Here is a 22,193-nt window from a genome sequence, read left to right on the forward strand (position 1 = left end):
ACTACCTGCAGGCCGTAGCCGACGAACTCAACAACCGGCCCCGCGCTATCTTCGGGTTCAAGAAGCCGAAGGAAGTGTTCGCCGAGCTACTGACCAGCGGAGTTGCTTCCACCGGTTGAGGGCAGGCTGTGTTGTATAGCTCGATAAGCAAGGCGTCAGCCATGCTGTTCTTCTGTAGATGGAATGGAGCCTTCTTGAGGAGGCCCCGTTTGACTACTTCGGCGTGCTCAATTTCTCCTGGTTCGAGCTTCCGCCCATTATTGAGCAGCTCGTCAATCTCCGAAAAATTCTGGAGGGTCATGGCGCTCACGAGTGGCACTTGATGGGTCATCTCATCAAGCCACCCATGGTTCACGTCGCCCCCGTATTCTTGGAGATCTTTGCGTAACAGCCGGAACCGATCTTTCACTGCCTGCGTGACCGCTGCTTCAGCACGCGGCCGGTTTCGTTCAAATTCTTCACGTACAACTGATGGGACAAGCAGTTCCAACTTTCCCTGGAAGGCCAGTACGCGCAGAGGCACGATAAGTCGTTGCCCATCACGACGCTTGGCCAGATCGAGCCACACCGAAGTGTCGATAAGTAGATGGAGCATGAGCCAAGGCTAGCTACCGTCGTACTTCTTCGCACTCGTGTTTCTTCGGTCCTCAGGCGCAAGCTGGAGGAGTGGGGGCGCCTACCGCTCTCCAGCCTGCCTCGCCCGCATGCTCACCCCACGCACCAGCAGGCGGCTGCGTACGGCCATGTCGCGACCTCAGAGCTGGGCCAGGTGGTCGGGTTGGCTAATCGTGGGGCATCACTTGCTCGTGAGGATATTCTCCTCAACTTCTTGAACACCGAGGGGCGAGATCACGGCCAACCCGGATTGCCGGTTGTACTCGATCTGCCGACTCTGGTGAAGCCGTGTTAGGACGCGCTTGTAGTTGGACAGGCGGTCCTGCTCGAGGCTCTCGGCCAGCGACTTGTCGGTAAGGCCCTGAGCCGAGGCATGCAGCAGGAGCAGGGTTCCGTCCGCTAGGGACATGGCCGGCTTCAGAATCCGGGTGACTCCACCCACTTCCCAGAGCAGGGGTACTGTCCGGTCGACGAGCGCATCAACGACGGTCGTCGCCGTCTTGATGTCCGTGCTGTGGAACATGCGCACGAGCTCGGCCATGACCCACTGTGTTGTGTGGAGTACGAACGTCGCATCCATGTGGTTGGCGTTGACCTCGCCGCCGACGTGTCCCACCCCTCGACGGTTGCGCACGTCGTACAGCCCTATCAGGGTGCGGGGGATGATGAGACGCGCTGAGTCGGAGTAGGTCCGTGGCTTCTGGCCCAAGGCATCACACGCATCCTTGAACCTCGCGGGCTTGCTGGCCCTCCCTGGGTAGCTGTCCCCGTCCAGATGGCCGGCGAGGATTGTGTAGACGATCTCGCAGAACCGGCCGCCGTCCAGTTCGGCCGCCTCCCAGCGATGCTCACGGTAGTTCCGTGTGATCTTGCCGAACTCCTCGACGAGTTCGTCCCGCAGCGTCTTGGGAAGGTGGCCGAGCGCGGTCGACGCGTCTAGCTGCATCACTTGCCACCGTTCGTGGGGGCAGAGCTAGGCATCTGAGTTTCGAGGTAGTTCTGTCCACCCCACTCGAGCTTGATGTCCTTTGAGTCGCTCGTGTCGATCCAGCCACGCTTGGATGCAGTCTGTCGTAGAGAGACATCGGGCTGGGAAGCAGAGCTCCATGAGCAGAACTGATATACCGCCAGCACGTGACCAACGGTGATGTTCGAGATTTCCATGATCTCTTGCAAGTAGTAGCAGGCGGCGAGGTTCTTCTCGAACATCGTGCGCGGCTGCTTCTGCGCGACGAAGTCAGCCAGGGGCTGCTTGCCATCGGGAGCGAAATTGAGGCCCCGGACGGGGCTGATGCTCTTCTTCGCTGAAGCCTTGCGCGGCTTCTTCGCCGTCGGCTCGACCCTGAGGGCTGCGTCCGCGTCGCTACTAGGAGCGGGGGGAAGGGCCGGGATAGTGGATGATGCCTCGATCTCCCGCTGAACCGACGCCCGTTCGGAAGGCTGGGACGGCAGTGCGACCGCTGTGGCCGTCGTGAGCGCGGGCCGATCCGAGCCGTTGCGTGCTGTCTGGATGAGCGCCTTCAGCGCCTTGAGCTGGGCAGCTTCAGAGTTGAAGGTGTTGACTGCCGCGGCGATGTCCGGCATCACCGAGAGCAGCTCCCGGAAGTCGTCGTTGGGCACCCTTTCTCCCCCTTGGTAGTGAGTCAACATTGCAGGGTGCCATACTCGCGGCCCACTTCGGTAACGGAATTCTTCAAGTCCTGCGGGCAGATTTATGATCTTGGGCTAGATCGGCAACTCAGCATACGAGTTAGGCATGGCTATCCTGATTTACGGCGCGTCGCTATCTGTTGCCGGGGCGCGGTCGTAGCTTCACACCCCGTTCCAGGAGGCGGCTCCGCACAGTCTGGCCGTCGACCCCCATGTGCTTACCAATCCGGGCTAGCGACCAACCCTCTTGGTAGAGGTTGACGGCTTCGTCGATCTGTTCAGGACTCATGCCGCCCATCCGCATCCTGACGCCTTGGCGCTTGAGGATCTTGCTCACCGTGTTCCGGTGGATGCCGAAGCGGCGGCCTAGCTCGTAGACGGTGGCGCCAGCCCGGTAGGCAGCGACTACCTGCTGAGCTTCCCGTTCCTTGAGCTGCTTCGCATGACTCCGAACGTCTCGAGGGCGCCTCTCTGGTTCTGGGTCGGTAGGCGACGGCAGTTTGCGGAGGAGCGCCTCAAGGGCTGCGGCTTGGGTACCAGGGTTGTAACAGGGGTCAATAGGGGCCACCCGGTTCCACCAGCTCAGGCAGGGTCTCGGAGATCACTCCGGGACCCTTTTTGGATCTTGGCCGACCTGGAGTGCCGGCGGATGGGGTATCTGTCCGTATCTCCGCGGGGCCAGGGAATTCGCCAGGTTGAAAAGCGTGCATCGGCCGCAGGTGTTGCGGCCGATGCACGCCCTGGTGTCGGCTATGCCTTGAGGGTGGTCGCGAAGTGGGCTGCGGCGGCGTCGGCGGCCGTGGTGACGGTGGTGTCCTGGTCGTAGAAGTCGAACTGGATGCCGTTCGTCCAGACGAAGTTCTTCGGGCCGTCCAGCGCGGTGTGGAAGCGGCGGGCGCCCTCGGGGATCGCGGCGTCCTCGCTGTGGACCAGGACGACGGGGACGCTGACCCGTGGTGCCAGCGCGATGGAGTCGAACGTCAGCCAGTCCCGCCACCCCATGACCGCGAACCGGTTCGGCCACTGCGGGATGCCGCCGCGTTCGGGGTTGAGGTAGAAGTCCACTTCCATAGGCATCGCGGCGCGCGGGTCGCTGCCGCTGACCACGGGCACGTACTCGACCTCGCCCGTCGCCTCGTACCGTGCTCGGGCCTTGTCGGCGTCCGCGAGCTTGGCGTCCACGCCCTCGGCGCCCCCGTAGACGTCCCGGCAGATCTCCGGGTCGTGCAGCCACGGCGCGATCAGCGCGAGGGAGCGGATGCGGGTGTCCTCGACCGCGCCGGCGCCCATGTACATCGCGGCGGCGCACACGCCCAGCGCCCCGAGCCGGTCCGCGTCGACGGCCGCATGACCGGCCAGGAAGTTCACCGCGTTGCGGATGTCGCGGACCTTCGCCTCTGGCCGCTCCCAGTCGCGCGGCTCGCCCTCCGACTCGCCGAAGCCGGCGAAGTCGAACGACAGCGCGGCGTACCCGCGGTCGGCCATGCGTTCGGCGTAGCGGTCGGCCATCTGCTCTTTGACACTGGTCCAGGTGCCCGCGACCACGATCCCCGGCACCGGGCCGTCGGCGCCATCCGGGAGGAACAGGTTGCCGGTGAGGGACGCGCCCTCGCTGGTGAACGTCACCTTGTGCCTGGTCGTCACGACCGCGCCTCCTCCGTGGCCTTCGGTTCCCGGTCCCCCTGGGACCACTTCGCGGTCATCACCACGCCCGCGATCCTCCACTCGCCGCCCGCCCGGACCAGGTCGAACCGGTAGTCGCCGCCCAGCGTCCACAGCGGGGCGTCGCCGAGCGGGCCGGGATGGCGGTGGGTGGCCTGGAAGGAGGCGGTGCAGACGGCGGTGTCGCCGTCGACCGTCACCAGGTGGTTGGTGATCAGATGCTGGGTCGCCGCGTAGGCGCCGAGTGCGTCCCGCCATCCGGCGACGATGTCGGCCGGGGTGAGCGTGACGGGCTCGCCCCCGTCGAGACTGGTGTAGTCGAGCGTGACCTCGTCGGCGAAGATCGTGGAGAGCCGATCCCATTCGCGCTGGTCGGCGTGCCACGCCATCCGCGTACAGGTCTCGACGATCGACGTCCGGTCCTCGTTGGTGCTCATCAGTTCCCTATGGTCGATGCGTCCGGGCCTTCACTCCGGACGTGGCCCATCCTGCGCCGCGGGCTTTCGGACCGTCCAATAGCCGCTGTAATAACCCGCAGTTATGAAGGTGCATCTGCGGTTTCGCGTCGCGGTCGTCGAGGCATTGCGACTTCATTCGCGCCGCTGAACGGCTCAATCCGTCGCAGCCCGCGTTGAGCATGCAGGTCAGGCAGTTTGGGGACGGGCGCTCACCGGTCTTGGGCGGCTTGGTGGGCGGCGGGAAGTGGACAGGGGGTTGACGGTGCTCCAGTCTGGAGTAGCGTCCGGGTTGGTCCAGATTGGAGTAACTCGGGCGGGTGGTCTCGATGGGGTACGGGGTCGATCGGCGGCGGTTCCTGGGCGCGCTCGGGGCGGCTGGAGTGGTGTCGTTGGCGCCGAAGCCTGCGGCCGCGGGTGGGAGGCGTGGACGGGTGGTCGTGCTCGGTGCCGGGCTGGCCGGGTTGGGGGCCGCTTACAGCCTGATGAAGCGCGGGTACGAGGTGACGGTGCTTGAGGCGCAGGGGCGTCCGGGCGGGCGGGTGCAGACCGAGCGTGACGCGTTCCGGTACGGCGGGCATGCCGAGCTGGGAGCCGTGCGAATCTTCGACACGCACGAGTACACGCTCAGGTACGTCGAGGAGTTCGGGCTTGAGCTGACGCCCTACGACACCGGGGTACGGGCGTTCTACCTGCGTGGGAAGCGGTTCCTGGCGCCTGAGGCGGGGCGGCCTTGGCCTGTGCCGGGGTTCCACCCCAGCGAGCAGCCCGATCCTTCGGCGCGTCTCCCGGAGTACGTGCTGTCGGGGATGGCGATGCTCGGGGACGTCTCGGATCCGGGCTGGCCCGGGTCGGTTCCGTCGGCTCTCGAGCTCGATCGGGTGACGGTCGACGAGTACCTGGCCGGGCGGGGCGCCTCGAAGACCTGGCGCGACTGGTTCTACGCGCAGAACGGACGGGTCGCCCGCGCCAACGCGGCGGCCGGTCTGGCGGTGGAGTCGCTACCGGCAGGGAACCGGGTCTCCAGCATCCGGGGCGGCAACGATCGGCTTCCCTACGCGTTCGCCGCTGCGCTGGGGCGTCGCGTGAAGTACCGCAGTGAGGTCGTGCGGATCGCCCAGGACGCCCGTGGCGTGACGGTGGGCTTCAGGGATCGCAGTGGCCTGCACCAATTGCGGGCGGATCGGTGCGTGTGCGCGCTGCCTTTCGCGCCGCTGCGCCGGGTCCGGCTGGACGGCGGGTTCTCGCACGACAAGATTGCCGCGATCCGCAAATTGCAGTACATGGCCGCCGCCCGGTGTCATTTCCAGACCCGCCGCCGGTTCTGGCAGCACGATCCCCTGGGGAGGCTGGGCGGCCTCGACCTCGTGGCGACCGACACGATGGCGGGACGTGTGTGGAACACCAGTTCCCAGCAGCGCGACTCGACCACGGGGATGCTGCACGCCTACATGTTCGACACCGAGGCGATCGAGTTCGCCTCCCACGGCCGGCGGCGCGTCACGGAGATGCGGAGGCTGTTCCGTAGGCTCGTGCCCGGTATCGACGGGCAGGTGATCGGGGTCGCTCACAAGGCGTGGCAGGAGGACCCGTGGGCGGGCGGCGGCTGGGGGTCCCCGCAACCCGGCGAGCTGCGATGGATGCGGCCCGCCATGCGCCGTCCCGAGGGCCGGGTGCACTTCGCGGGCGAGCACACCGCCACGCTGTGGGTCGCCTGGATGAACGGTGCGCTGGAGTCCGCCGAACGTGTCGTCGGGGAAATCGTCCAGGCGGACGCGCGGGCGGCGGTTCCGTGACTCGGCGGCGCCCTAGCCCGAGGGGACGGTGGTGTGGTTCTCCAGGGCGTGGCGGCGGATGTCGGCGGCGGTCAGCCCGAACTCGGCCTTGAGCGCTCGGCTGACGTGGGTGGCGTCCAGGACGCCCCAGCGGGCGGCGATCGTGGAGACGGTCTGGTCGGCCAGCGCCGGGTTGGCGAGGTCGCGGCGGATGCGTTCGAGGCGGTGCCGCCGGATCCAGGCCGACAGGGTCACCCCGCGGGGTCGCAGGATCTTGTGCAGGTAACGGACGGAGATCCGGTGTGCGCGGGCGACCGCCTCCACCGACAGCTCGGGGTCGGACAGGTGCGCCAGGCAGTACGCCAGGACGCGGTCTGCGAGCCCGTCCGGCTCGGCGGGCGGCAGGACGTGGGTGAGCTGGGCGATCACGAGCGAGACCAGCGCGTCGGCCAGGTAGTGCCCGGCGCTGCCGTTGGACGGGCCCGGCACCTCGGTGAGGTCGCGCAGGAATCCGCCGATGGCGGCGTGCAGCCGGGTGTCGGTCGGGGCGGCGACGGCGGTGTGCCGGGACACCAGGTTGGCGTGCGCGCCCAGCGACGCGGCCGGGACGCCGACGATGACGCTTTCGCTCCGGGTCAGGCAGCGCAGCTCGTAGGGGCGGACGGTCTCGTACCCGACCATGTCGCCGGGTTTCAGCAGGGACCGCCGGCCGTCCTGCTCGACGGCGAGGCGGCCCGCGTCCAGGAAGATCAGCTTGACCAGCTCGCGGTCGGTGGAACGGATGAGCCCGGGATCCCTGCGGATCGTGCACGGGCCGCTGCGGACACGGGCGATGAGGACGTCGCCGATCCGGGTGCCGCGGCACGCGGCGGTGAAGGGGCGGTCGCCCTCGGGCTTGATGCGCATGGGGGCGCAGACGTCCGACATCGCGTGCTCAAGCTCGCCGACGTCGTCGACCTCGCGGTCCACGAGGTCAGGGGTGACCGTCACCTTGTCACAGCCTCTCCACGGTGGCGCGCATGCGGCCGGAGCGCCGGCACCTCAACTGTGGCAGGATCGTAAACCGGCGTAAAGCAAGGTCACCCGGGGACTTTCACCGCACGGAAACCCGGGGCCGGTCCGGTGGCCCGGCCCCGCCTCCCGTACGGGTCCCTAGAGCTTGGTCCAGATGCTCTTCACTTCGGTGTACGCCTCGATGGCCTCCCAGCCCATCTCGCGTCCCATGCCGGACGCCTTCATCCCGCCCCACGGCGCCGCCGGGTCGAGGATCGGGAAGGTGTTGATGTAGACGCTTCCGGCCCGGATCCGGCGGGCGAGCCGGTTGGCCTCGGAGATGTCCCGCGACCAGATGTAGGCGGTCAGGCCGTACTCGGTGTCGTTGGCCTTGGCGACCAGCTCGTCCGGGTCGTCGTAGGGCAGGACGGACAGCACCGGGCCGAAGATCTCCTCGCGGGCGATCCGCATGTCCTGGGCGACGCCGCCGAACACCGTCGGCTGGTAGAAGTAGCCGTTCGCCAGGTCACCGTCGGCACGGGCGCCTCCCGTGACCAGCTCGGCGCCCTCCTCCTTGCCGAGCCTCACGTAGCCGTCGACGCGTTCGAGCTGCTCTTCCGACACCAGGGGGCCGAGGTTGGTGGCCGGGTCGAGGCCGGGGCCGAGCCTCATCCCGGACGCGGCGCCCGCGAGCTTCTCGGTGAACTCGTCGGCCCGCCTGCGGTCGACGTAGTAGCGCGACAGCGCGGCGCACATCTGCCCCGAGTTGAACACGCCGCCCATCAGGTTGCCCGCGATGATGGCGTCCACGTCGGCGTCGGCGGTGATGATGCTGGGGGCCTTGCCGCCCAGCTCCAGCGACACGCGCTTGAGGGAGCGCCCGGCCTCGGCCGCGATCTCCCGCCCCACCTCCGTCGACCCGGTGAACGAGACCTTGGCGACCTTGGGGTGGCGGACCAGGGCCCGGCCCGTCGCGGGACCGCCGGTGACGATGTTGACGACGCCCGCGGGGAACCCGGCCTCCACGAACAGCTCGCCCAGCCGCAACGTGCTCAGCGGCGTCTGCTCGGCCGGCTTGATCACCACGGTGTTGCCCGCCGCGAGCGCCGGGGCGAACTTCCAGGCGGCGATGGGCAGCGGAAAGTTCCACGGGACGATGAGCGCGCACACGCCCAGCGGCTCGCGGTGCGTCCTGAAGTCGACGTCCGGGACGGACGGCGACGCGGTCACCCCGGTGATCTTGGTGGCCCAGCCGGCGTAGTACCGCAGGTGCTCGGCCAGCCCGGCGACAGACCCGCCGCTGACATACAGCGGCTGGCCCTGGTCGGTGGTCTCCAGGCGGGACAATTCCTCGGCGTTCCGCTCGACCAGGTCCGCCAGCCGCAGCATCAGCCTGGCGCGCGCCGCGGGCAGCATGCCTGCCCATTCCGCCGACTCGAAGGCGCGGGCGGCCGCCTCGACCGCCTCGTCCACGTCGGCGTCCGTGGCCTCCGGTACCTCGTCGATCACCTTCCCGGTCGCGGGGTCGTAGGTGGGGAACGTGGTGCCGCGCCCGGCCGTCCACTTCCCGTCGATCAGCATGCGCTGAGGCACGTATCGCCCATCCTTCCGCCGTCCCGCGGGACGGCCGGTGAGACAACGTTCAGTGTTCGTGGACCAGGACGCCGCGGATGTTCTTGCCGTCCTGGAGGTCCTGATAGCCCTGGTTGATCTGGTCGAGGCGGTAGCGCTGGGTGATCAGCTCGTCCAGCTTGATCTGGCCGGCCTGGTAGAGGTCCAGCATCCGGACGATGTCGTACTGCGGGTTGGACGACCCGAACAGGGCGCCCTTGACCGACTTCTCGAACAGCGTCAGCAGCCCGCTGGGAAGCTGGATGTTCAGCAGGCCCGGGTTGGCCAGGCCGGTGATCACGACGGTGCCGCCCTTGCCGACCGTCTCGAACGCGGCGGTGACGACCGCGCTGTCCACCGTGCCGACCGTGATCAGCGCCTGGTCGGCGCCCTGGCCGCGGGTCATCTCCACGACCGCCTGCTGCGCCTCCTCCGCGTCGGCGAACGCGTGCGTGGCGCCCATCTTCATGGCGGTGTCCCGCTTGAACGCCACCGGATCGACGACGACCACGTTCTTCGCCCCGGCGTGCACGGCGCCCTGGACGGAGTTGATGCCGACCCCGCCGATGCCGTAGATCACCACGGTGTCGCCCGGCCGCACCCCGCCCGCGTACACGGCGGTGCCCCAGCCGGTGGGCACGCCGCAGCCGGTCAGCACCGCGACCTCCAGCGGGATGCTCGGGTCGATCTTGACGACGGAGTCCTGGGAGATGGTCCCGTACTGGGAGAACGTGCCGAGCATGCACATGCCGCCGACGTCCTCGCCGTCCAGGCGCATCCGGAACGTCTGGTCGGGCATGCAGCCGACGGCGATGCCGGCGCCCAGGTCGCACAGGCTCTGCCGGCCGGTGGAGCAGTAGCGGCAGTGCCCGCAGCTCGGGATGAAGCTGCACACCACGTGGTCGCCGGGCGCCACCTTGGTCACGCCCGGACCGACCTCCTCGACGACTCCGGCACCCTCGTGCCCGCCCACCATCGGGAAGCGCGGCTCGATGTCGCCGTCGATGAGGTGCAGGTCCGAGTGGCACAGCCCGGCGGTCACGTACCGGATGAGGATCTCACCCTCCTTGGGGCCGTCCAGGTCCAGTTCCACGATCTCGAACGGCTGGTGAGCCGCGGTGAGTATCGCCGCTTTCGTCTTCACCGTGTACCCCTCCTCGGGCGCGCCTCGCGGGGTGGACGCGTTACCGCAGACGTTAGGCGGCCGACGCGGCTTCGGGGTCGCCACATAGTGCACCCCCGCTCGCCATTTCGTGCACGTCACCGCTGACGCGCGACGCGGCTCGCGCGGAAGACGCCGTCCCCCGCGACCGCTTCGCGCGAAGGGCCGCCGGGGGACGGTGGAACGCGGAAGGCTACTCCAGCGGGGGCAGGTTGGACGGGGGAAGCGCGGGGCCGAGGTCGGGCGCGGTCTCGGTGGAGACGATCCGGCGCGGCGGCCAGGTGACGCCCTTCGGCGGCCATTTCTGGCCCGTCCGCTCAAGGAACCACTTCGGCGGCTCGTACAGCGGGAGCTCGTAGTCGTCGGGGAGCATGCTCTTCCACTTGATGTTCTTCGTGCGCCGCTCGAACTCGTCCTTCATCTCGGCGATGACCTTGGGCTGGGTGAGCAGGTCCACCGTGGTGCCGGCGAGGTACCTGGCGGCCATCAGCATCCCGACGTGGCCGGAGTGGTGCGCCCCGGTCGCGGTGTGGTGCCACGAGTGGTTCTTGGTGCCGCGGGGCTGGTGCGCCGTGCCCATCTGGATGGTGGGGACCTGCCAGCTGATGTCGGCGACGTCGGTGGAGCCGCCGCCCATGAACACCGGCGCGGGCGGGGTGAGCGGGCTGATCGTTTCGGAGAACCCCGATTCCTCGGTCCCGTTGGAGCGTTGCAGCGCCTTCCCGAAGTTCTGGTCGGCGGCCGAGAACTTCGGGGGGCCGATCTGGGTCATGTTGGCGTGCATCAGTTCGGCGCCGCGCTTGTTGCCGAGCTGGTTCCACGTGCCGGCCATGATGCGGTGCTCCATGCGGGTGCCCGTGGCCAGCGCCGCGGCCTCCGCGCACTTGATGAGCCGGTCCATGAGGATCTTGGCGCGGGCCGGGCTGCCCTCGCGGGCGTAGTACCAGATGGACGACAGGGTCGGGAAGACGTTGGGCGCCTGCCCGGTCTGCCGGATCGCGTAGTGCATCCGGGACGTGTGCGCCTGGTAGCTCTCCCGCAGGTACTCGGTGAGCGTGGCCATCGCCGTCACGGCGTCCTGGGTGGAGCGCGTCGCCAGGGGCGAGCCGCCGTGCCCGTCGGTGCCCAGGAAGTGGAAGGCGATGCTGTACATGGCGTTGCTGGAACCCCAGTTGGTGCCGTTGTTGCTGCTGGGATGCCAGTCCACGAACGCGTCGAGGCCCTTGTAGACCCCGGCCTTCACCGCCACCGTCTTGCCGACCAGTTGCTCCTCGGCGGTGGAGCCGAAGAACTTGAGCGTGCCGGAGATGTTGCGGGCCTTCATCGCCACGGAGACGGCGACGGCCGCGGCCGCCGCGGCGGCGCCGAGTGCGTTGTGCCCGCAGCCGTGCCCGAATCCGTACGTGGGGGCGTACGGGTCATGGTGGTAGGCGAGCGGGGAATGCCTGGGGTTGCCTTTCTCCTGTGAAAGTCCCGGCAGTGCGTCGTACTCGCCGCTGAACCCGATCACGGGTTTTCCGGTGCCGTTGCTGAACGTGGCGACGAAGGCGGTCGGCATGCCACCGGCGCCCCATTTGATGGTGAACCCGTTGGCCGCGAGGAACTGCGCCTCGGCCCACGAGGAGTTCCATTCCGCGAGCGAGGGCTCGGCGAACTCCCAGATCCTGTCGTTCAGCCCGATGATGGCGTTGGACCGGCGGTCGATCCACGACAGGGCCGCGTCCTTGGCCTGCGAGTCGAGGGCCAGGCCGGTGGGGGGAGCGTAGTTCGCGGGGTCGGCGGGCGTCGTCCTGGGGTCGAGCGCGAGGTCGGAGGCCGCGGCCATGGCGGGGTCGGCCGTCAGGATCGGGGTGACGGCCGCGGCGGTGCCCGCGACGCCGAGCAGGCCCAGCATGTCGCGCCGGCTCATTCCGGACGAGTCGAGATGGTCGGTTTCACACAACGGGCCACTCTCCTTACGGGAATGATCGACCGCGCCGCGGGCGCGGCGAACCGAGGCCGCGTGCCGGAACGCCCCGGGAACGAGGGCATACGGGCAGGCGGGCCTATGGGAGCAAGGGGTGGGATGACCGGGAGTCGCGGTCGCGTGGCGTCGTCGCCGGCGCCCGGACCGATGGCCTGGGTTTCGTCGTCCTGGCGGCCGGAAAGGGGAGGTCCTTGTCCCTTTCCGGCGTGATCATCTTCGTCGCGCTCAGTCTCCGCCCGGACGGGTTCCGGATCATGGGCGACGTCTGCCAAAAAGAGCGCGGCCGTCTCTGCGTTGATCAACGGTTTGAGGATTCGGCGGCCGGAACCGCGGTGGCGCGGGTGCAGCTCGGTTGGCTTGCGTGGCCGGATGGATCAGATGGCGAAAAGTGACGGAAGATGATCACGCGGCGGCCTTCTGGGCGCGCTTTTGGCCGGCCTTCCAACAAACGGTGCCGGCTCCGCGTCCTACCGTCCGAAGGCCCACGTGCACCAGGGGGAGCTTGATGGCCTACGAGTCCCATCCCGCCTACGAGTTCGATCCCGCCGAACAGTCGCATCCCGCCAACGAGTTCGACGCCGTTCCCACCCCGGACCATGTCGCCACGCCGGAGGAGTTCATGATCAGGCTTCGGCAGCTCAAGCGATGGGCCGGGTTCACCTATCGCGAGCTGGAGTCGCGCGCCAGGGACAACGGGGACCACCTCGCGCGCAGCACGCTCGCCTCCACGCTGCGCCGCGACGCGCTGCCCCGCCCGGACGTGGTGGAGGCGCTGGTGCGTTCCTGCGGGCTCGACCCGGCTCCCTGGGTCCGTGCCCGCAGGCGCCTCACCGTCCTGCACACGGGGGACGGGTCCGCCGGGGACGGGCACCCGGGGGACAGGCCCCCGCGCCCCGCCGAGAGAACGGTGCCCCGGCAGCTCCCGCCCGTACCGCCCCGGCTGGTGGGACGCGGACGGGAGCTGGAACAGGCGCTCTCGATGATCAGCAGTGCGCCGGTGACCGTGGTCACCGGCCCGCCGGGGGTCGGGAAGTCGGCGGTGGGCGTCCGCGCCGCGCACCTGGCCGCCCACCGCTTCCCGGACGGGCGGCTCTACGTCAACCTGCGCGGGACCACCCCGGGCGCCGAGCCGATGACCCCGGCCGAGGTCGCCGGGGCGCTGCTGCGGAGCCTCGGGACCCCGGACGCGCAGGTGCCCTCGGACGCCGGGGAGGCCGCGGCCAGGCTGCGCAGCGCGCTGTCCGACCGGCGCGTGCTGGTGCTGCTGGACGACGTCGCCTCCGCCGCGCAGGTCCGGCCGCTGGTCCCGATCGGCGGGCCGAGCGCCGCGGTCCTGACCTCCAGGGCGTCGCTCACCTCGATCGAGGGGTCGCTGCACCTGCGTGTCGGCGAGCTGTCGCACGAGGCGGCGCAGGAGGTGCTGGCGTGGTACCTCGGGCAGGAGCGGGTCAGGGCCGAGCCGGAGGCGGTGCGGACGCTGGCGAGCCAGTGCGGCCGCCTTCCGCTGGTGCTGCGGGTCGCCGCGGCGCGGCTGGCCGCGCGGCCCGACTGGCCGGTGCGCGCCCTGACCGGGCGGATGGCCGACGAGCGGCGGCGGCTCGACGAGTTCCGGGTGGACGACCTGGAGGTACGGGCGAGCCTGGCCGTCAGCTTCGAGGACCTGGAGCGCAGCCGCGCCGAACAGGACCGGATGGCGGCCCGCGCACTCCGCCTCATCGCGGGCCTGCCCCCGGGCGAGGTGCGGCTGCCGGACGCCGCGGCCGCCCTGGACGCCTCCCGGGACGCCGCGGACCGGGTGCTCGAACGCCTGGTGGACGCCAACCTGGTGGAGAGCGGAGGGCCGGGCCGCTACCGCGTCCCCGAGCTGGTCCGCCTCTTCGCCCTGGAACGTGCCGAGGCCCGCGGAGACGACCGGTAGTCGACCGGTGCCAGGCCGATCAACCGGCCGGGACGAGCAGCCGGCGCAGGTGGCGCAGGTGCTGCGCGACGGCGCCCTCGTAGCGTGGACGGGTGGCGTCGTCGAGTCCCGCGATCGCGTCCCGCCACATCAGCGCGCGGCTGACCAGGGCCGGGGCGGCGGTGAGCCGTACCGCCGCTTCGGCCCGCCCGGCCGGGATCCCCCGGCGCCGCCACTCCTCCAGGTAGGTGTCCCGGACGAGGTCGAGGGCGTCGCGGTCGCCGGGGACGAGCGTCCGCACGTCCGCGAGCATGACCTCCAGGGAGAGGAACGGGTGGCCGATCATGCTCTCCGCCCAGTCGAACACCACCGGTCCCCGCGCGGTGAGCAGGAAGTTGCCGCGCCAGATGTCGGCGTGCACCACCGTCTCCGGGACGCCGTGCGCGGCGAGCCTCCGGCAGGTCTCCCCGAAGGGGCCGGTCAGGCGGCGCAGCGCGGAGAGCTCGTCCGGCGCGAGCCCGCGCGGGCCGGCGAGCGGCCCCCCGCCGGCGGCCTCGCGGACCAGCGTGTCGAAACGTTCGGGGAGCGTGGCGAGGCGGTGGTCGGGGCAGCCGGTGCATCCCAGCTCGCCGACGTGGCGGGACGCGTTGGCCTGGATGCGGACGAACGCGGGGATCATTTCGGTGTAGGCGTGCACGAACCGCGCCGGGTCCGCGTAGCGGCGGCCCGTCCCGAAGTCGGCGGTGAGCATCCAGTTGCGATCGGGATCGGCGGCCAGCACCTCGGGCACGTCGCCGGGTGACCATTCGGCGAGGGCGCGGGTCAGCGCCGCCTCGTGGCCGAAGGCGGGCGGGGACGACTTGAAGTAGACCGTCCCCGCAGTGGTGGGGACGCGGAATTGGCACGACCATGCCCGGGTCTCCGCCTGCTCCGCCGGTCCGGTGATCGTAATTCCCGCGCGGCGCAGCCGTTCCGCCGTCCATTCCTGCGGCGTCACGCTGATCGTCTTCCTTTCGACCAGGCGTCCTGCACAGCCTCACAGTAAGTGTTCCGTGCCGCCTTACGACCGTGTCCATCTCTCCGGGACAGGGCGGGACAAGCCGGGATGACGCCGTTGTCTTGCCGTAATCCCGCGCCGCCGCCTACGGTCCTAGCTGTCCAACGAATTCGGCGGATACGGGGGATGCCCATTCCGCCAAACCGGGGAAAGGAGGGGTCGTGTCCACGACCTCGATCACCTCGCGTATCGCGGCCAACGGCATGCAGCAGCACCTGCACGCCGAGCCGGCCACCGTGGCCGAGTGCCGCTACGCGGGCTACAGCTGCTGGTTCGACTCGGACTGCTGCAACGAGACCGTCCGGCTCATCTGCGAGTGGTGGACCTGCCGCTACGCCTGATCGGGAGATACCCCCGGGCGGCGGTGGGAGGACGACCCCACCGCCGCCCGGCGGCTCCGGGTCCTTTCTCTCTGTGTACGGGGGACGGAATGCTACGAGTGATAAAGGCGGCGAAGGCCGCACGCGAGGCCCGTGAATTCCTGGCCAAGGCCAAGGGGCCGGGCGGTTCCTACCGGCTCGAGGAATGGCCGCGCGTACGAGGCGGTGTCCGCCGCGGGAAAGCGCGGGACGTCCGGCCGGACGTGGTCCGCCTGCGCATCGCCCAGCGACTGACGGCGGGATTCCTGGACCCGGTGGACGACGCGGTATTCCTGACCGCGGGTCTGCGCCGGCTGGGATTTCCGGTCTCTTTCCACCTCGGCCGCGAACTGGCCACCGCCCGTCCCCCGGCGGGCTATTTCGCATGGGTGCAACACGGCGACGAAGTGGTGAGCACGTCCCTGCCCGTACGGGACGAGTACATCGAGATCCACAGGTCGGTGGCGTGATGGCACCGAACCCGAGGCCGATGGTGGTCGAACAGGTCCCCGGCGGGGGAGTGCGCCACGTCGGCGAGCCGCAGCCGGGTGCCGGCGAAGGCATCGATGGGATCCGGGTGGAACGCTCGCCCTTGTCCTTCGAGATTGCCCGCGAGCACCCGCACGCACGCCCCGTCTACTACCGCGTGGACTACGGGCGCCTGGAGTGGGGCTTCGAGCTCGACGGTTTCCTTCCCGGGCCTGGTGGCCGTCCCGTGCCCTCCCATGGCGCGCTGCTGAGCCTGCTCCAGGGCAACGCGCCCGCACCCGACTCCAGCCCCGTCCCGGGCGTCCAGCGGCTGCCCGTCGGGACGGCCGTGCGGGTGACCGAGGAGGGGATCACGGTGACCAGGCGGCGTCCCGTCCTGCCGAAGCCGGAGCGGGGGACCGGGCTCGCCGAGGCGGTGGCCACGGTGCTCGCCGGAGGTGACCATGCCATCGCCTACAGCGGCGGGCTGGGGTCGGCGTTCCTGGCGGCCTGCGCCCTGTCGGCGGGGCGGCGCCCGCTCCTCCTGCACGCCGACCTCGGCCCGGAGGTGCTGCGGACGCCTGCCCCGGACATCCCCGGGCTCGCCGTCAAGCGGATCCCGGTCGACCCGTCCGAGCTGCTGGACGAGCACCCCGTCACCGGGGCCGAACCCGTACCGCCCATGCCCGACCGCGAGGTGCCCAGGCGGCTGGCGGACGCGCTCGCTCGGGCCGAGGGCGGCGAGGTGCCGCTGGCCGCCGGGACGCTGATGAAGGACCTGACGTCGGCGAAGCTGTCCGAGGTCGAGACGGGCGCGCGGGGCCGGCGGCTGCTCGGCTGCGAGCCGTTCCACATCTCCGGAACGCTGCGGACGCTCGGCGAGGCCCGCGAACTGCTCGGCCTGGGCAGGGTCCACGCCCCCGACACGCAGGACCCCGGCCGGGACGCCGCAGGCGCGTCCGAAACGGACGGCGACCGGCTGGCCCTGCCGAGGGGCGGAAGCGTGGTTCCCGGCCTGACCGCCGAAGGCGCCGAGGTCTTCGAGTCGGCCTTCCGGGCGTCCATGGCCGTCTGGCAGGAGCACCTGGACTTCCTCGACCCGGTTCTGGGCACCGCCGCCGCGGGGATCGAGGAACGCGGGGACGCGGGCATGCGGCTGCCCGCCCTGGACCCCCGCGCGCTGGCCGCCGTGATCGCGCTCGGCCCGTCCGGCCTGGGACGGATCAGGCGCGGCGTGCTGGAACGCCACCTTCCGCTGCACAGGGAACTGGACCGGCACCGGATCACGGGGGTGCGCAACGCCGCGCCGGGGTCCTGGCTCAGACGGGCCGCCGCGGCGCACCTGCACCGCGAGCGCGGCAAGGTCATCGACCGGTTGCGCCGCGAGTGCGCCCTGGCCGACCTGGGGCTCGTCTCGCCGCGCGCCATCATCCGGACGCTCTCGGACGGGCGCGACCTCGCCGACAACGCGCTGCCGCTGCTGCGGCTCGTCTGGCTCGAACGCTGGCTGGGAGGTGGATCGTGAGAACGGCGCCCGGGGTGACCTTCACCCGGCTCCCGCAGGGCGGCGCCGTCCTGGTGAACGGGACGACGCTGGCCATGACCGAGTGCGGCGAACCCGAGGCCGCGCTGATCGAGCACCTGCTGACCCGCGGCATGCCCGCGCCCGGCGCCGCGGCGGACGCGGTGCCGCCGGCCGCCGCGCTGCGGCACCTGGGAGAACAGCTCGTCGAGTCCGGCTGGCTGCTGGACGATCGGAGGCCGTGACCGATGCTCGCCGACATCGTGCTCGCCCTGACGGCGGGCCCCCTGCTGGCCGCCGGGACGGCCAAGGCCGCCGCGCCCGCGGACCGGATCGACTGGCCGCTGCGGAGCGGGCCGCTGCGTCCCCCGTGGGGGCCGCGGCTGACCGGCGCCGCCGAGACCGCCGCCGCCACGGCGATCGTGCTCGTCCCCGGAAGGACGGCGGCGATCGTCGCCCTGCTGGGGTACCTCGCCCTGACCGCCGTGGCGCTGCGGCTGCGCGGCGCGCGCTGCGCCTGCTTCGGCGTGGCCCGGCTGGCGTCCGTGGGCCGTGCGCACATCGGGCTCAACGCGGGCGGCGCGCTGGTCGCCGCGTCCGCGCTGGCGGCCGGTCCGGGCTCCGAGCCGGTCGCGCGGACGGCGGCGGGCGCCGTGGCCGCCGTGGTCACGCTGGGCGCCGTCCTCCTCGCCGACCGGCGGTCACGCCGGGACGGGGACGCCGCCTGCGACCGGCCGATCACGGGCGTCCTGATGTACCTGGCCGAGGACTGCCCGTCGTGCCGGTCGCTCAAGCAACTGCTGGAGACCGTGGAACCGGCCCGCCGTGAGGCCGTCGTCATGCTCCCGGCCGTGCGCGGCACCCCGCTGCCCGCGCCGGTGGCCGGGCTGGCGGTGCCGTGCGCCGTGGGCGTCGACGACTCCGGGACGCCGGTCTGCCCGCCGGTCGAGGGCATCGGCGCCGTGAAGGCGCTGGTCGACGGCATCACGGTCCGGAACGTGCGCGGAACGGCCGGTGGGGAGGCGAGCCGTGTCGCCTGAACGGGAGCGCCGGGACGAGGCGCCGGACGGGTCGGCGTGGGCCGTCGTCCGCACGCCCGCGCTGCCCTCCGTGGCCGAGTGCAACCCCGCGGCGGTGCGCTGGCGCGACCTGCTGCTCGATCCCGATCTGGCGGGCCTGGTGCCGGGCCGGGCCCGCCCGTCCTCCATCGTCTTCTACGGCGACGGCGACGGCGACGGCGCGGACGGGTGGCGGCTGCCGCTCGACGGCGTCCTGCCGTCCAGGCTGGCGTGGCATCCGCGCCGCCCGCTGGTCGCGGGACTGGTCGCACGGGATCGCCGCGCGTACCCGTGGATCGCCGACCACCGGGACCGGACGGTCACCGTCCTCACGCACCTGCGCGCCGCCGTCTCGTTCACCGGCTACGGGCTGCCGCCGCTCGCCTGGTGCGGCGACCGCCTCGCGCTGCTCGTTCCCGCCGCCGCGCCGGGCGGGGAACCCGAGCCGCCGACCGGGCGTCCCGTGGTGTTCGAGGCGTCGGGGCCGCGTGCCGTCTCGTTCGAGCCGCCGCCGGGGGAACTGGAGCGGCTGGCCGCCGCCCGGCTCGCCGTCGTCGACCGGAACGGCGGCGAGGCCGCGCCCGCCGCGCCGCTGACCCCGCCCATGCTCGTACGGGGCCTTCTCCCGGCGTCCGCCGATGGCGCCGTGATCGTGGGCCTCGGCCGCTGGGAGGACGGCGGCGATGGGGAACCGCGCTGGACGGACGTCCTGATCGACCTCGACGATCCGGGACGACCGCGGCCCGTACCGGACGCCGCGATCCCGGCTCCGCGGCCTTGGCCACGGCCGGACGGCTCCCCGGACGCGGCCACGCCGATCCCCACGGGGTTCGGGACGGCCCGCCTCACGCTCCCGCCCGCCGGGCCGGGGCCCCTCCTGATGTGGATCCGGGCGTTCCCGCCCGGCTCGGACGTCCCCTGCCCGGCACCGGTCGACCTGGCCACCGCCCCCTCCGGGCACCCGGTCGCGACGCTCGACCTGCCGCTGCGCTGGCCCGCCGACGCCACGCTCGGCATGCTGCGGTCGCAGATCCTCGGCACCGTGGAGGCCGCGGTCAAGCGCTGGAACGGCCCCGTCGCGGTCGGCGGCCACAGCTTCGCCGCGACCCTCGCCCTGTACGCGCTCGCGCACCTCCCGGACCTGACCTCGGCCATCGTGCACAGCGGCTGTTACAACCGCACGCTGACGCCGACCGGGTTCCACTACGAGCGGCGCCCGTACTGGGCCGTCCCGGAGATCTACCACGCGTTCAGCGCGGTGTGCTTCGCCGATCTGCTCGACCGTCCCGTGCTGCTCGTCCACGGCGCCGAGGACGCCAACCCGGCCACGCCCGCCGAGCGATCGGTGGAGCTCTACCGGGCGATCGTCGCTGCGGGCGGGCAGGCCCGGCTCGTCCTGCTGCCGCACGAGGGACACCACTACCGGTACCGCGAGACGCACGAGGCCGTCGCCGCCGAACACCGCGCCTGGCTGGGGCGGTGGTGACCGTGCCGAAGAACCAGGCGAAGGTTCGGCCGGGCGACCTGATGCGTTCCGCGACGTTCGCGGTACGGCTGGCGTGGCGATCGGACCGCGGCTCCCTGCTGACGCTCGTCGTGGTGCAGGGCGTCAACGCGCTCGGACTGGGCGCCGGGCTCCTGCTGCTGAAGTCGGTACTGGGCGATGGCGGCCTGCCGGGCGGCGCCGAGATGCAGTCGTCGGGCGGCGCCTCCATGCTCGTCGGCCTGGCGGTGCTGCTCGGCCTGCGCAGCGTCGGCGGCGTCCTGAACGCCGTCACCTCCGCCCGGCAGCGGATTCTTGCCGCGCGGCTGGACCGGCACGTCATCTCGCTCGTCCTGCGCGCCGCGGTCGGCGCCGACCTGCCGCGCTTCGAGGACCCCCAGTTCCACGACGGCCTGCAACGCGCCGTCTTCGCCTCCCGAGGCCAGCCGGTCGTGGTCGTCACCACCCTGGTCGTGGCGCTCCAGGCCGTGCTGACCGCCGCGGCCGTGAGCGTGGCGTTCGTCGCGATGGCCTGGTGGCTGCTGCCGTTCGCCGCGCTGAGCGCCGTGCCCACGCTGCGGGCCGCGCGGGCCGAGCGCAACGCCAGCTACGGGCTCAGCCATGACCTCGCCGAGAACCGCCGCCTCCGCCAGTACTTCGAGCAGCTGATGACCGGGCGCGAGGAGGCCAAGGAGGTCCGCGCGCTGGACCTCGGGCCGATGCTGACCGCTCGCTGGGACGCGCAGTACGAACAGGAGATCGACGGGACCGTCCGGACCCAGCGCCGCCATCTGTGGCGCAAGATCGGCGCACGGCTGGTCGCGGACCTGCTGGTCATGGCCGTGATCGGCGGGGTCTGGGCCGGCCTCGGCAGCGGGCTGGTCGACCTGGCCACGGCGGCGGCCGCGCTCACCGGGCTCTGGCTGCTGTCCACCCGCATCCAGATGATCAGCGGGCTGGTCGGCAACATCGGCGACTCCGTCCTCTACCTCAAGGACCTGCGGCTCTTCGCCGGATCCGATGCCGCCCCGCTCCCCGTGGCGGCGGAGACGCCCGCGCCGCGCTTCGCCTCCCTGCACGCCGAGCAGATCGGCTTCACCTACCCGGGCTCGGCACGTCCCACCCTGCGCGGCGTCACCGTGACGCTGCGCGCCGGGGAGATCGTGGCCCTGGTCGGGACGAACGGGTCGGGCAAGACCACGCTGGCCAAGATCCTGGCCGGGCTGTACGCGCCCGACGAGGGGATGCTGCTGTTCAACAACAGGCCGGTGACCGACCCGGCGGCGCTGCGCGACGCCGCGACCGTGGTGTTCCAGGACTTCGTCCGGTACAAGCTGCCCGCGCTCGACAACATCGCCTTCGGCCGCGCCGGCGAGCCCGCCGACGTCGCCCGCGTCGTCACCTCGGCGCGGCGGGCCGGGGCGCACGACTTCGTGTGGAGCCTTCCGCAGGAGTACGCGACCACGCTCGGCAAGGAGTTCGCGGGCGGCGAGGACCTGTCCGGGGGCCAGTGGCAGCGGCTGGCGCTGGCCCGCGCCTTCTACCGCAACACCCCGTTCATCATCCTGGACGAGCCGACCGCCGCCCTCGATCCCGAGGCCGAGGAGGAGCTGTTCCGGCACATCCGCCTGCTGTTCAGCGACCGCACGGTGCTGCTGATCTCGCACCGCTTCTCCACGGTCCGCGGCGCCGACCGCATCTACGTCCTGGACGAGGGCAGAGTCATCGAGCAGGGCACGCACGACGAGCTGATGGCACGACGCCAGAAGTACGCCGCCCTCTTCCTGACCCAGGCCGCGGGCTACCTGAACCCCACATCCGGCCCCAGGCCGGGCCCAGGTCACCTACCCGGCCCAACCTGGAACCACACGTCAGGGGTCAGCGCCACACGCCCGTCCTGTACGCGTCGGGCGGACGCTCCCTGAAGGTGAGGGACCGCAGGCTGCCGTTGCCGACACACGGTGCATCAAGGTATTTCGCCGTCGCTGTCACGGACGGCATACCACAGCGGCCCCGAGGGGTTGCGGCGACACCCGCGCCGACACCTCACGGTCCGCCGGGTCGTCCAGCTCTTACCCGCTTCGGCGGTGCTTCCGGATGAATGCCGGCGCAACCGGGCGCCCCGACCGTCACCACCATCCCCGCTGCGGCCCTGGCCCCAAAACCCTCCGCTAAACCTGACCCGGCGGTCAGGACCCGCGAGGACGGCATCAGTCAAAAAGCTCGTCGATCTGGTCGATGGTGATGGCGCGTGTCATCCAGTGCTCGAGTTGTTCGAGGTCGGTGCAGTTGTTGATGCGCTGTTGGGCTGTTTCGGGGATGGGGATGTTGCGGGTCTTGAGAATTAGCTGGAGCGCCTTGGCGGCTTCCCCAACCTCGCCCTGGGTGCGGCCGATTGCTTGGTGTTCGATGGCGAAGTCGGATTGCCACTGGTATTCGTCGATCTTCACGATCTCCTCC

21 protein-coding genes and 2 pseudogenes are annotated in these 22,193 nt (G+C 70.9%); 11 read left to right on the forward strand and 12 right to left on the reverse strand.

The genetic code is table 11. The features are described 5' to 3' along the window. Positions 1 to 119, forward strand: a pseudogene (locus QSK21_RS21100) (IS30 family transposase); the annotation flags it as partial. Positions 120 to 145: 26 nt separating this feature from the next. On the opposite strand, the pseudogene QSK21_RS21105 reads toward QSK21_RS21100, so the two are convergent. The 6 genes and pseudogenes from QSK21_RS21105 to QSK21_RS21125 all read right to left on the reverse strand — a co-directional run. Further along, a pseudogene (locus QSK21_RS21105) lies at positions 146 to 595 on the reverse strand (PIN domain-containing protein); the annotation flags it as partial. Positions 596 to 796: 201 nt separating this feature from the next. Further along, positions 797 to 1,561 carry a hypothetical protein gene (locus QSK21_RS21110; protein WP_285698241.1) on the reverse strand — a complete coding sequence of 255 codons (765 nt, stop codon included), beginning with the start codon at positions 1,559 to 1,561 and terminating at the stop codon, positions 797 to 799. Continuing rightward, a complete protein-coding gene (locus QSK21_RS21115; RefSeq protein WP_285698242.1) occupies positions 1,561 to 2,235 on the reverse strand; it encodes a hypothetical protein in 675 nt (224 codons plus the stop codon). Before QSK21_RS21115 ends, QSK21_RS21110 begins: the two co-directional genes overlap by 1 nt. A 163-nt stretch (positions 2,236 to 2,398) precedes the next feature. Next, on the reverse strand, positions 2,399 to 2,833 hold the full coding sequence (locus QSK21_RS36165) for a helix-turn-helix domain-containing protein (protein WP_352231305.1): 435 nt from the start codon (positions 2,831 to 2,833) through the stop codon (positions 2,399 to 2,401). A 182-nt stretch (positions 2,834 to 3,015) separates the two neighbouring features. After that, positions 3,016 to 3,909 carry an alpha/beta hydrolase gene (locus QSK21_RS21120; protein ID WP_285698243.1) on the reverse strand — a complete coding sequence of 298 codons (894 nt, stop codon included), beginning with the start codon at positions 3,907 to 3,909 and terminating at the stop codon, positions 3,016 to 3,018. Further along, positions 3,906 to 4,364 carry a nuclear transport factor 2 family protein gene (locus QSK21_RS21125; protein ID WP_285698245.1) on the reverse strand — a complete coding sequence of 153 codons (459 nt, stop codon included), beginning with the start codon at positions 4,362 to 4,364 and terminating at the stop codon, positions 3,906 to 3,908. The genes QSK21_RS21120 and QSK21_RS21125 overlap by 4 nt, the downstream gene beginning before the upstream one ends. Positions 4,365 to 4,816: 452 nt before the next feature. On the opposite strand from QSK21_RS21125, the gene QSK21_RS21130 reads away from it, so the two are divergent. Next, entirely contained in the window at positions 4,817 to 6,178 is a 1,362-nt protein-coding gene (locus QSK21_RS21130) for a flavin monoamine oxidase family protein (RefSeq protein WP_285698246.1), read from the forward strand. 12 nt (positions 6,179 to 6,190) lie between these two features. Here the strand turns inward: QSK21_RS21130 and QSK21_RS21135 are convergent, their stop codons facing one another. The 4 genes from QSK21_RS21135 to QSK21_RS21150 all read right to left on the reverse strand — a co-directional run bounded on the left by QSK21_RS21135 (position 6,191) and on the right by QSK21_RS21150 (position 11,865). Next, the gene (locus QSK21_RS21135; RefSeq protein ID WP_285698247.1) at positions 6,191 to 7,147 is read right to left on the reverse strand and encodes an AraC-like ligand-binding domain-containing protein; all 957 of its coding nucleotides are present in this window, start codon (positions 7,145 to 7,147) and stop codon (positions 6,191 to 6,193) included. Positions 7,148 to 7,309: 162 nt separating this feature from the next. Next, the gene (locus tag QSK21_RS21140; RefSeq protein WP_285698248.1) at positions 7,310 to 8,743 is read right to left on the reverse strand and encodes an aldehyde dehydrogenase family protein; all 1,434 of its coding nucleotides are present in this window, start codon (positions 8,741 to 8,743) and stop codon (positions 7,310 to 7,312) included. 49 nt (positions 8,744 to 8,792) lie between these two features. After that, positions 8,793 to 9,905 carry an NDMA-dependent alcohol dehydrogenase gene (locus tag QSK21_RS21145; RefSeq protein WP_285698249.1) on the reverse strand — a complete coding sequence of 371 codons (1,113 nt, stop codon included), beginning with the start codon at positions 9,903 to 9,905 and terminating at the stop codon, positions 8,793 to 8,795. Positions 9,906 to 10,116: 211 nt separating this feature from the next. After that, positions 10,117 to 11,865, reverse strand: a complete 1,749-nt coding sequence (locus tag QSK21_RS21150; protein WP_285698250.1) for an amidohydrolase — start codon at positions 11,863 to 11,865, stop codon at positions 10,117 to 10,119. A 230-nt stretch (positions 11,866 to 12,095) separates the two neighbouring features. Here QSK21_RS21150 and QSK21_RS21155 point away from each other — a divergent pair, with 230 nt between their 5' ends. Both QSK21_RS21155 and QSK21_RS21160 read left to right on the forward strand, forming a co-directional pair. Beyond that, positions 12,096 to 12,281: a hypothetical protein gene (locus QSK21_RS21155; RefSeq protein ID WP_285698251.1), complete on the forward strand. Its 186-nt coding sequence runs from the start codon at positions 12,096 to 12,098 to the stop codon at positions 12,279 to 12,281. A 113-nt stretch (positions 12,282 to 12,394) separates the two neighbouring features. After that, positions 12,395 to 13,807, forward strand: a complete 1,413-nt coding sequence (locus QSK21_RS21160; protein ID WP_285698252.1) for an ATP-binding protein — start codon at positions 12,395 to 12,397, stop codon at positions 13,805 to 13,807. Positions 13,808 to 13,826: 19 nt separating this feature from the next. Here QSK21_RS21160 and QSK21_RS21165 read toward each other — a convergent pair whose 3' ends face one another. Beyond that, positions 13,827 to 14,783: a phosphotransferase gene (locus QSK21_RS21165; protein WP_285698253.1), complete on the reverse strand. Its 957-nt coding sequence runs from the start codon at positions 14,781 to 14,783 to the stop codon at positions 13,827 to 13,829. Between the two features lie 221 nt (positions 14,784 to 15,004). Between QSK21_RS21165 and QSK21_RS21170 the strand changes: the two genes are divergently transcribed. The 7 genes from QSK21_RS21170 (at position 15,005) to QSK21_RS21200 (ending at position 21,658) form a co-directional block, all read left to right on the forward strand. Beyond that, positions 15,005 to 15,184 carry a hypothetical protein gene (locus QSK21_RS21170; RefSeq protein WP_285698254.1) on the forward strand — a complete coding sequence of 60 codons (180 nt, stop codon included), beginning with the start codon at positions 15,005 to 15,007 and terminating at the stop codon, positions 15,182 to 15,184. Between the two features lie 89 nt (positions 15,185 to 15,273). Continuing rightward, positions 15,274 to 15,672 (forward strand): hypothetical protein, encoded by a 399-nt coding sequence (locus QSK21_RS21175; RefSeq protein ID WP_285698256.1) that lies wholly within the window; start codon positions 15,274 to 15,276, stop codon positions 15,670 to 15,672. Continuing rightward, entirely contained in the window at positions 15,672 to 17,195 is a 1,524-nt protein-coding gene (locus QSK21_RS21180) for a hypothetical protein (protein WP_285698257.1), read from the forward strand. Before QSK21_RS21175 ends, QSK21_RS21180 begins: the two co-directional genes overlap by 1 nt. Beyond that, positions 17,192 to 17,437 carry an actinodefensin-associated protein B gene (adfB, locus tag QSK21_RS21185; RefSeq protein WP_285698258.1) on the forward strand — a complete coding sequence of 82 codons (246 nt, stop codon included), beginning with the start codon at positions 17,192 to 17,194 and terminating at the stop codon, positions 17,435 to 17,437. Before QSK21_RS21180 ends, adfB begins: the two co-directional genes overlap by 4 nt. 3 nt (positions 17,438 to 17,440) lie before the next feature. After that, positions 17,441 to 18,232, forward strand: coding sequence for a hypothetical protein (locus QSK21_RS21190; RefSeq protein WP_285698259.1), 792 nt, complete (start codon positions 17,441 to 17,443; stop codon positions 18,230 to 18,232). Then, positions 18,222 to 19,736 carry an alpha/beta hydrolase family protein gene (locus tag QSK21_RS21195; RefSeq protein ID WP_285698260.1) on the forward strand — a complete coding sequence of 505 codons (1,515 nt, stop codon included), beginning with the start codon at positions 18,222 to 18,224 and terminating at the stop codon, positions 19,734 to 19,736. Before QSK21_RS21190 ends, QSK21_RS21195 begins: the two co-directional genes overlap by 11 nt. A 2-nt stretch (positions 19,737 to 19,738) precedes the next feature. Further along, the gene (locus QSK21_RS21200; RefSeq protein WP_285698261.1) at positions 19,739 to 21,658 is read left to right on the forward strand and encodes an ABC transporter ATP-binding protein; all 1,920 of its coding nucleotides are present in this window, start codon (positions 19,739 to 19,741) and stop codon (positions 21,656 to 21,658) included. A gap of 285 nt (positions 21,659 to 21,943) precedes the next feature. Here the strand turns inward: QSK21_RS21200 and QSK21_RS21205 are convergent, their stop codons facing one another. After that, on the reverse strand, positions 21,944 to 22,183 hold the full coding sequence (locus tag QSK21_RS21205) for a hypothetical protein (RefSeq protein ID WP_285698262.1): 240 nt from the start codon (positions 22,181 to 22,183) through the stop codon (positions 21,944 to 21,946). Positions 22,184 to 22,193: the final 10 nt, after the last annotated feature.

Source organism: Actinomadura sp. NBRC 104412, from assembly GCF_030269515.1.
Lineage (GTDB): Bacteria > Actinomycetota > Actinomycetes > Streptosporangiales > Streptosporangiaceae > Spirillospora.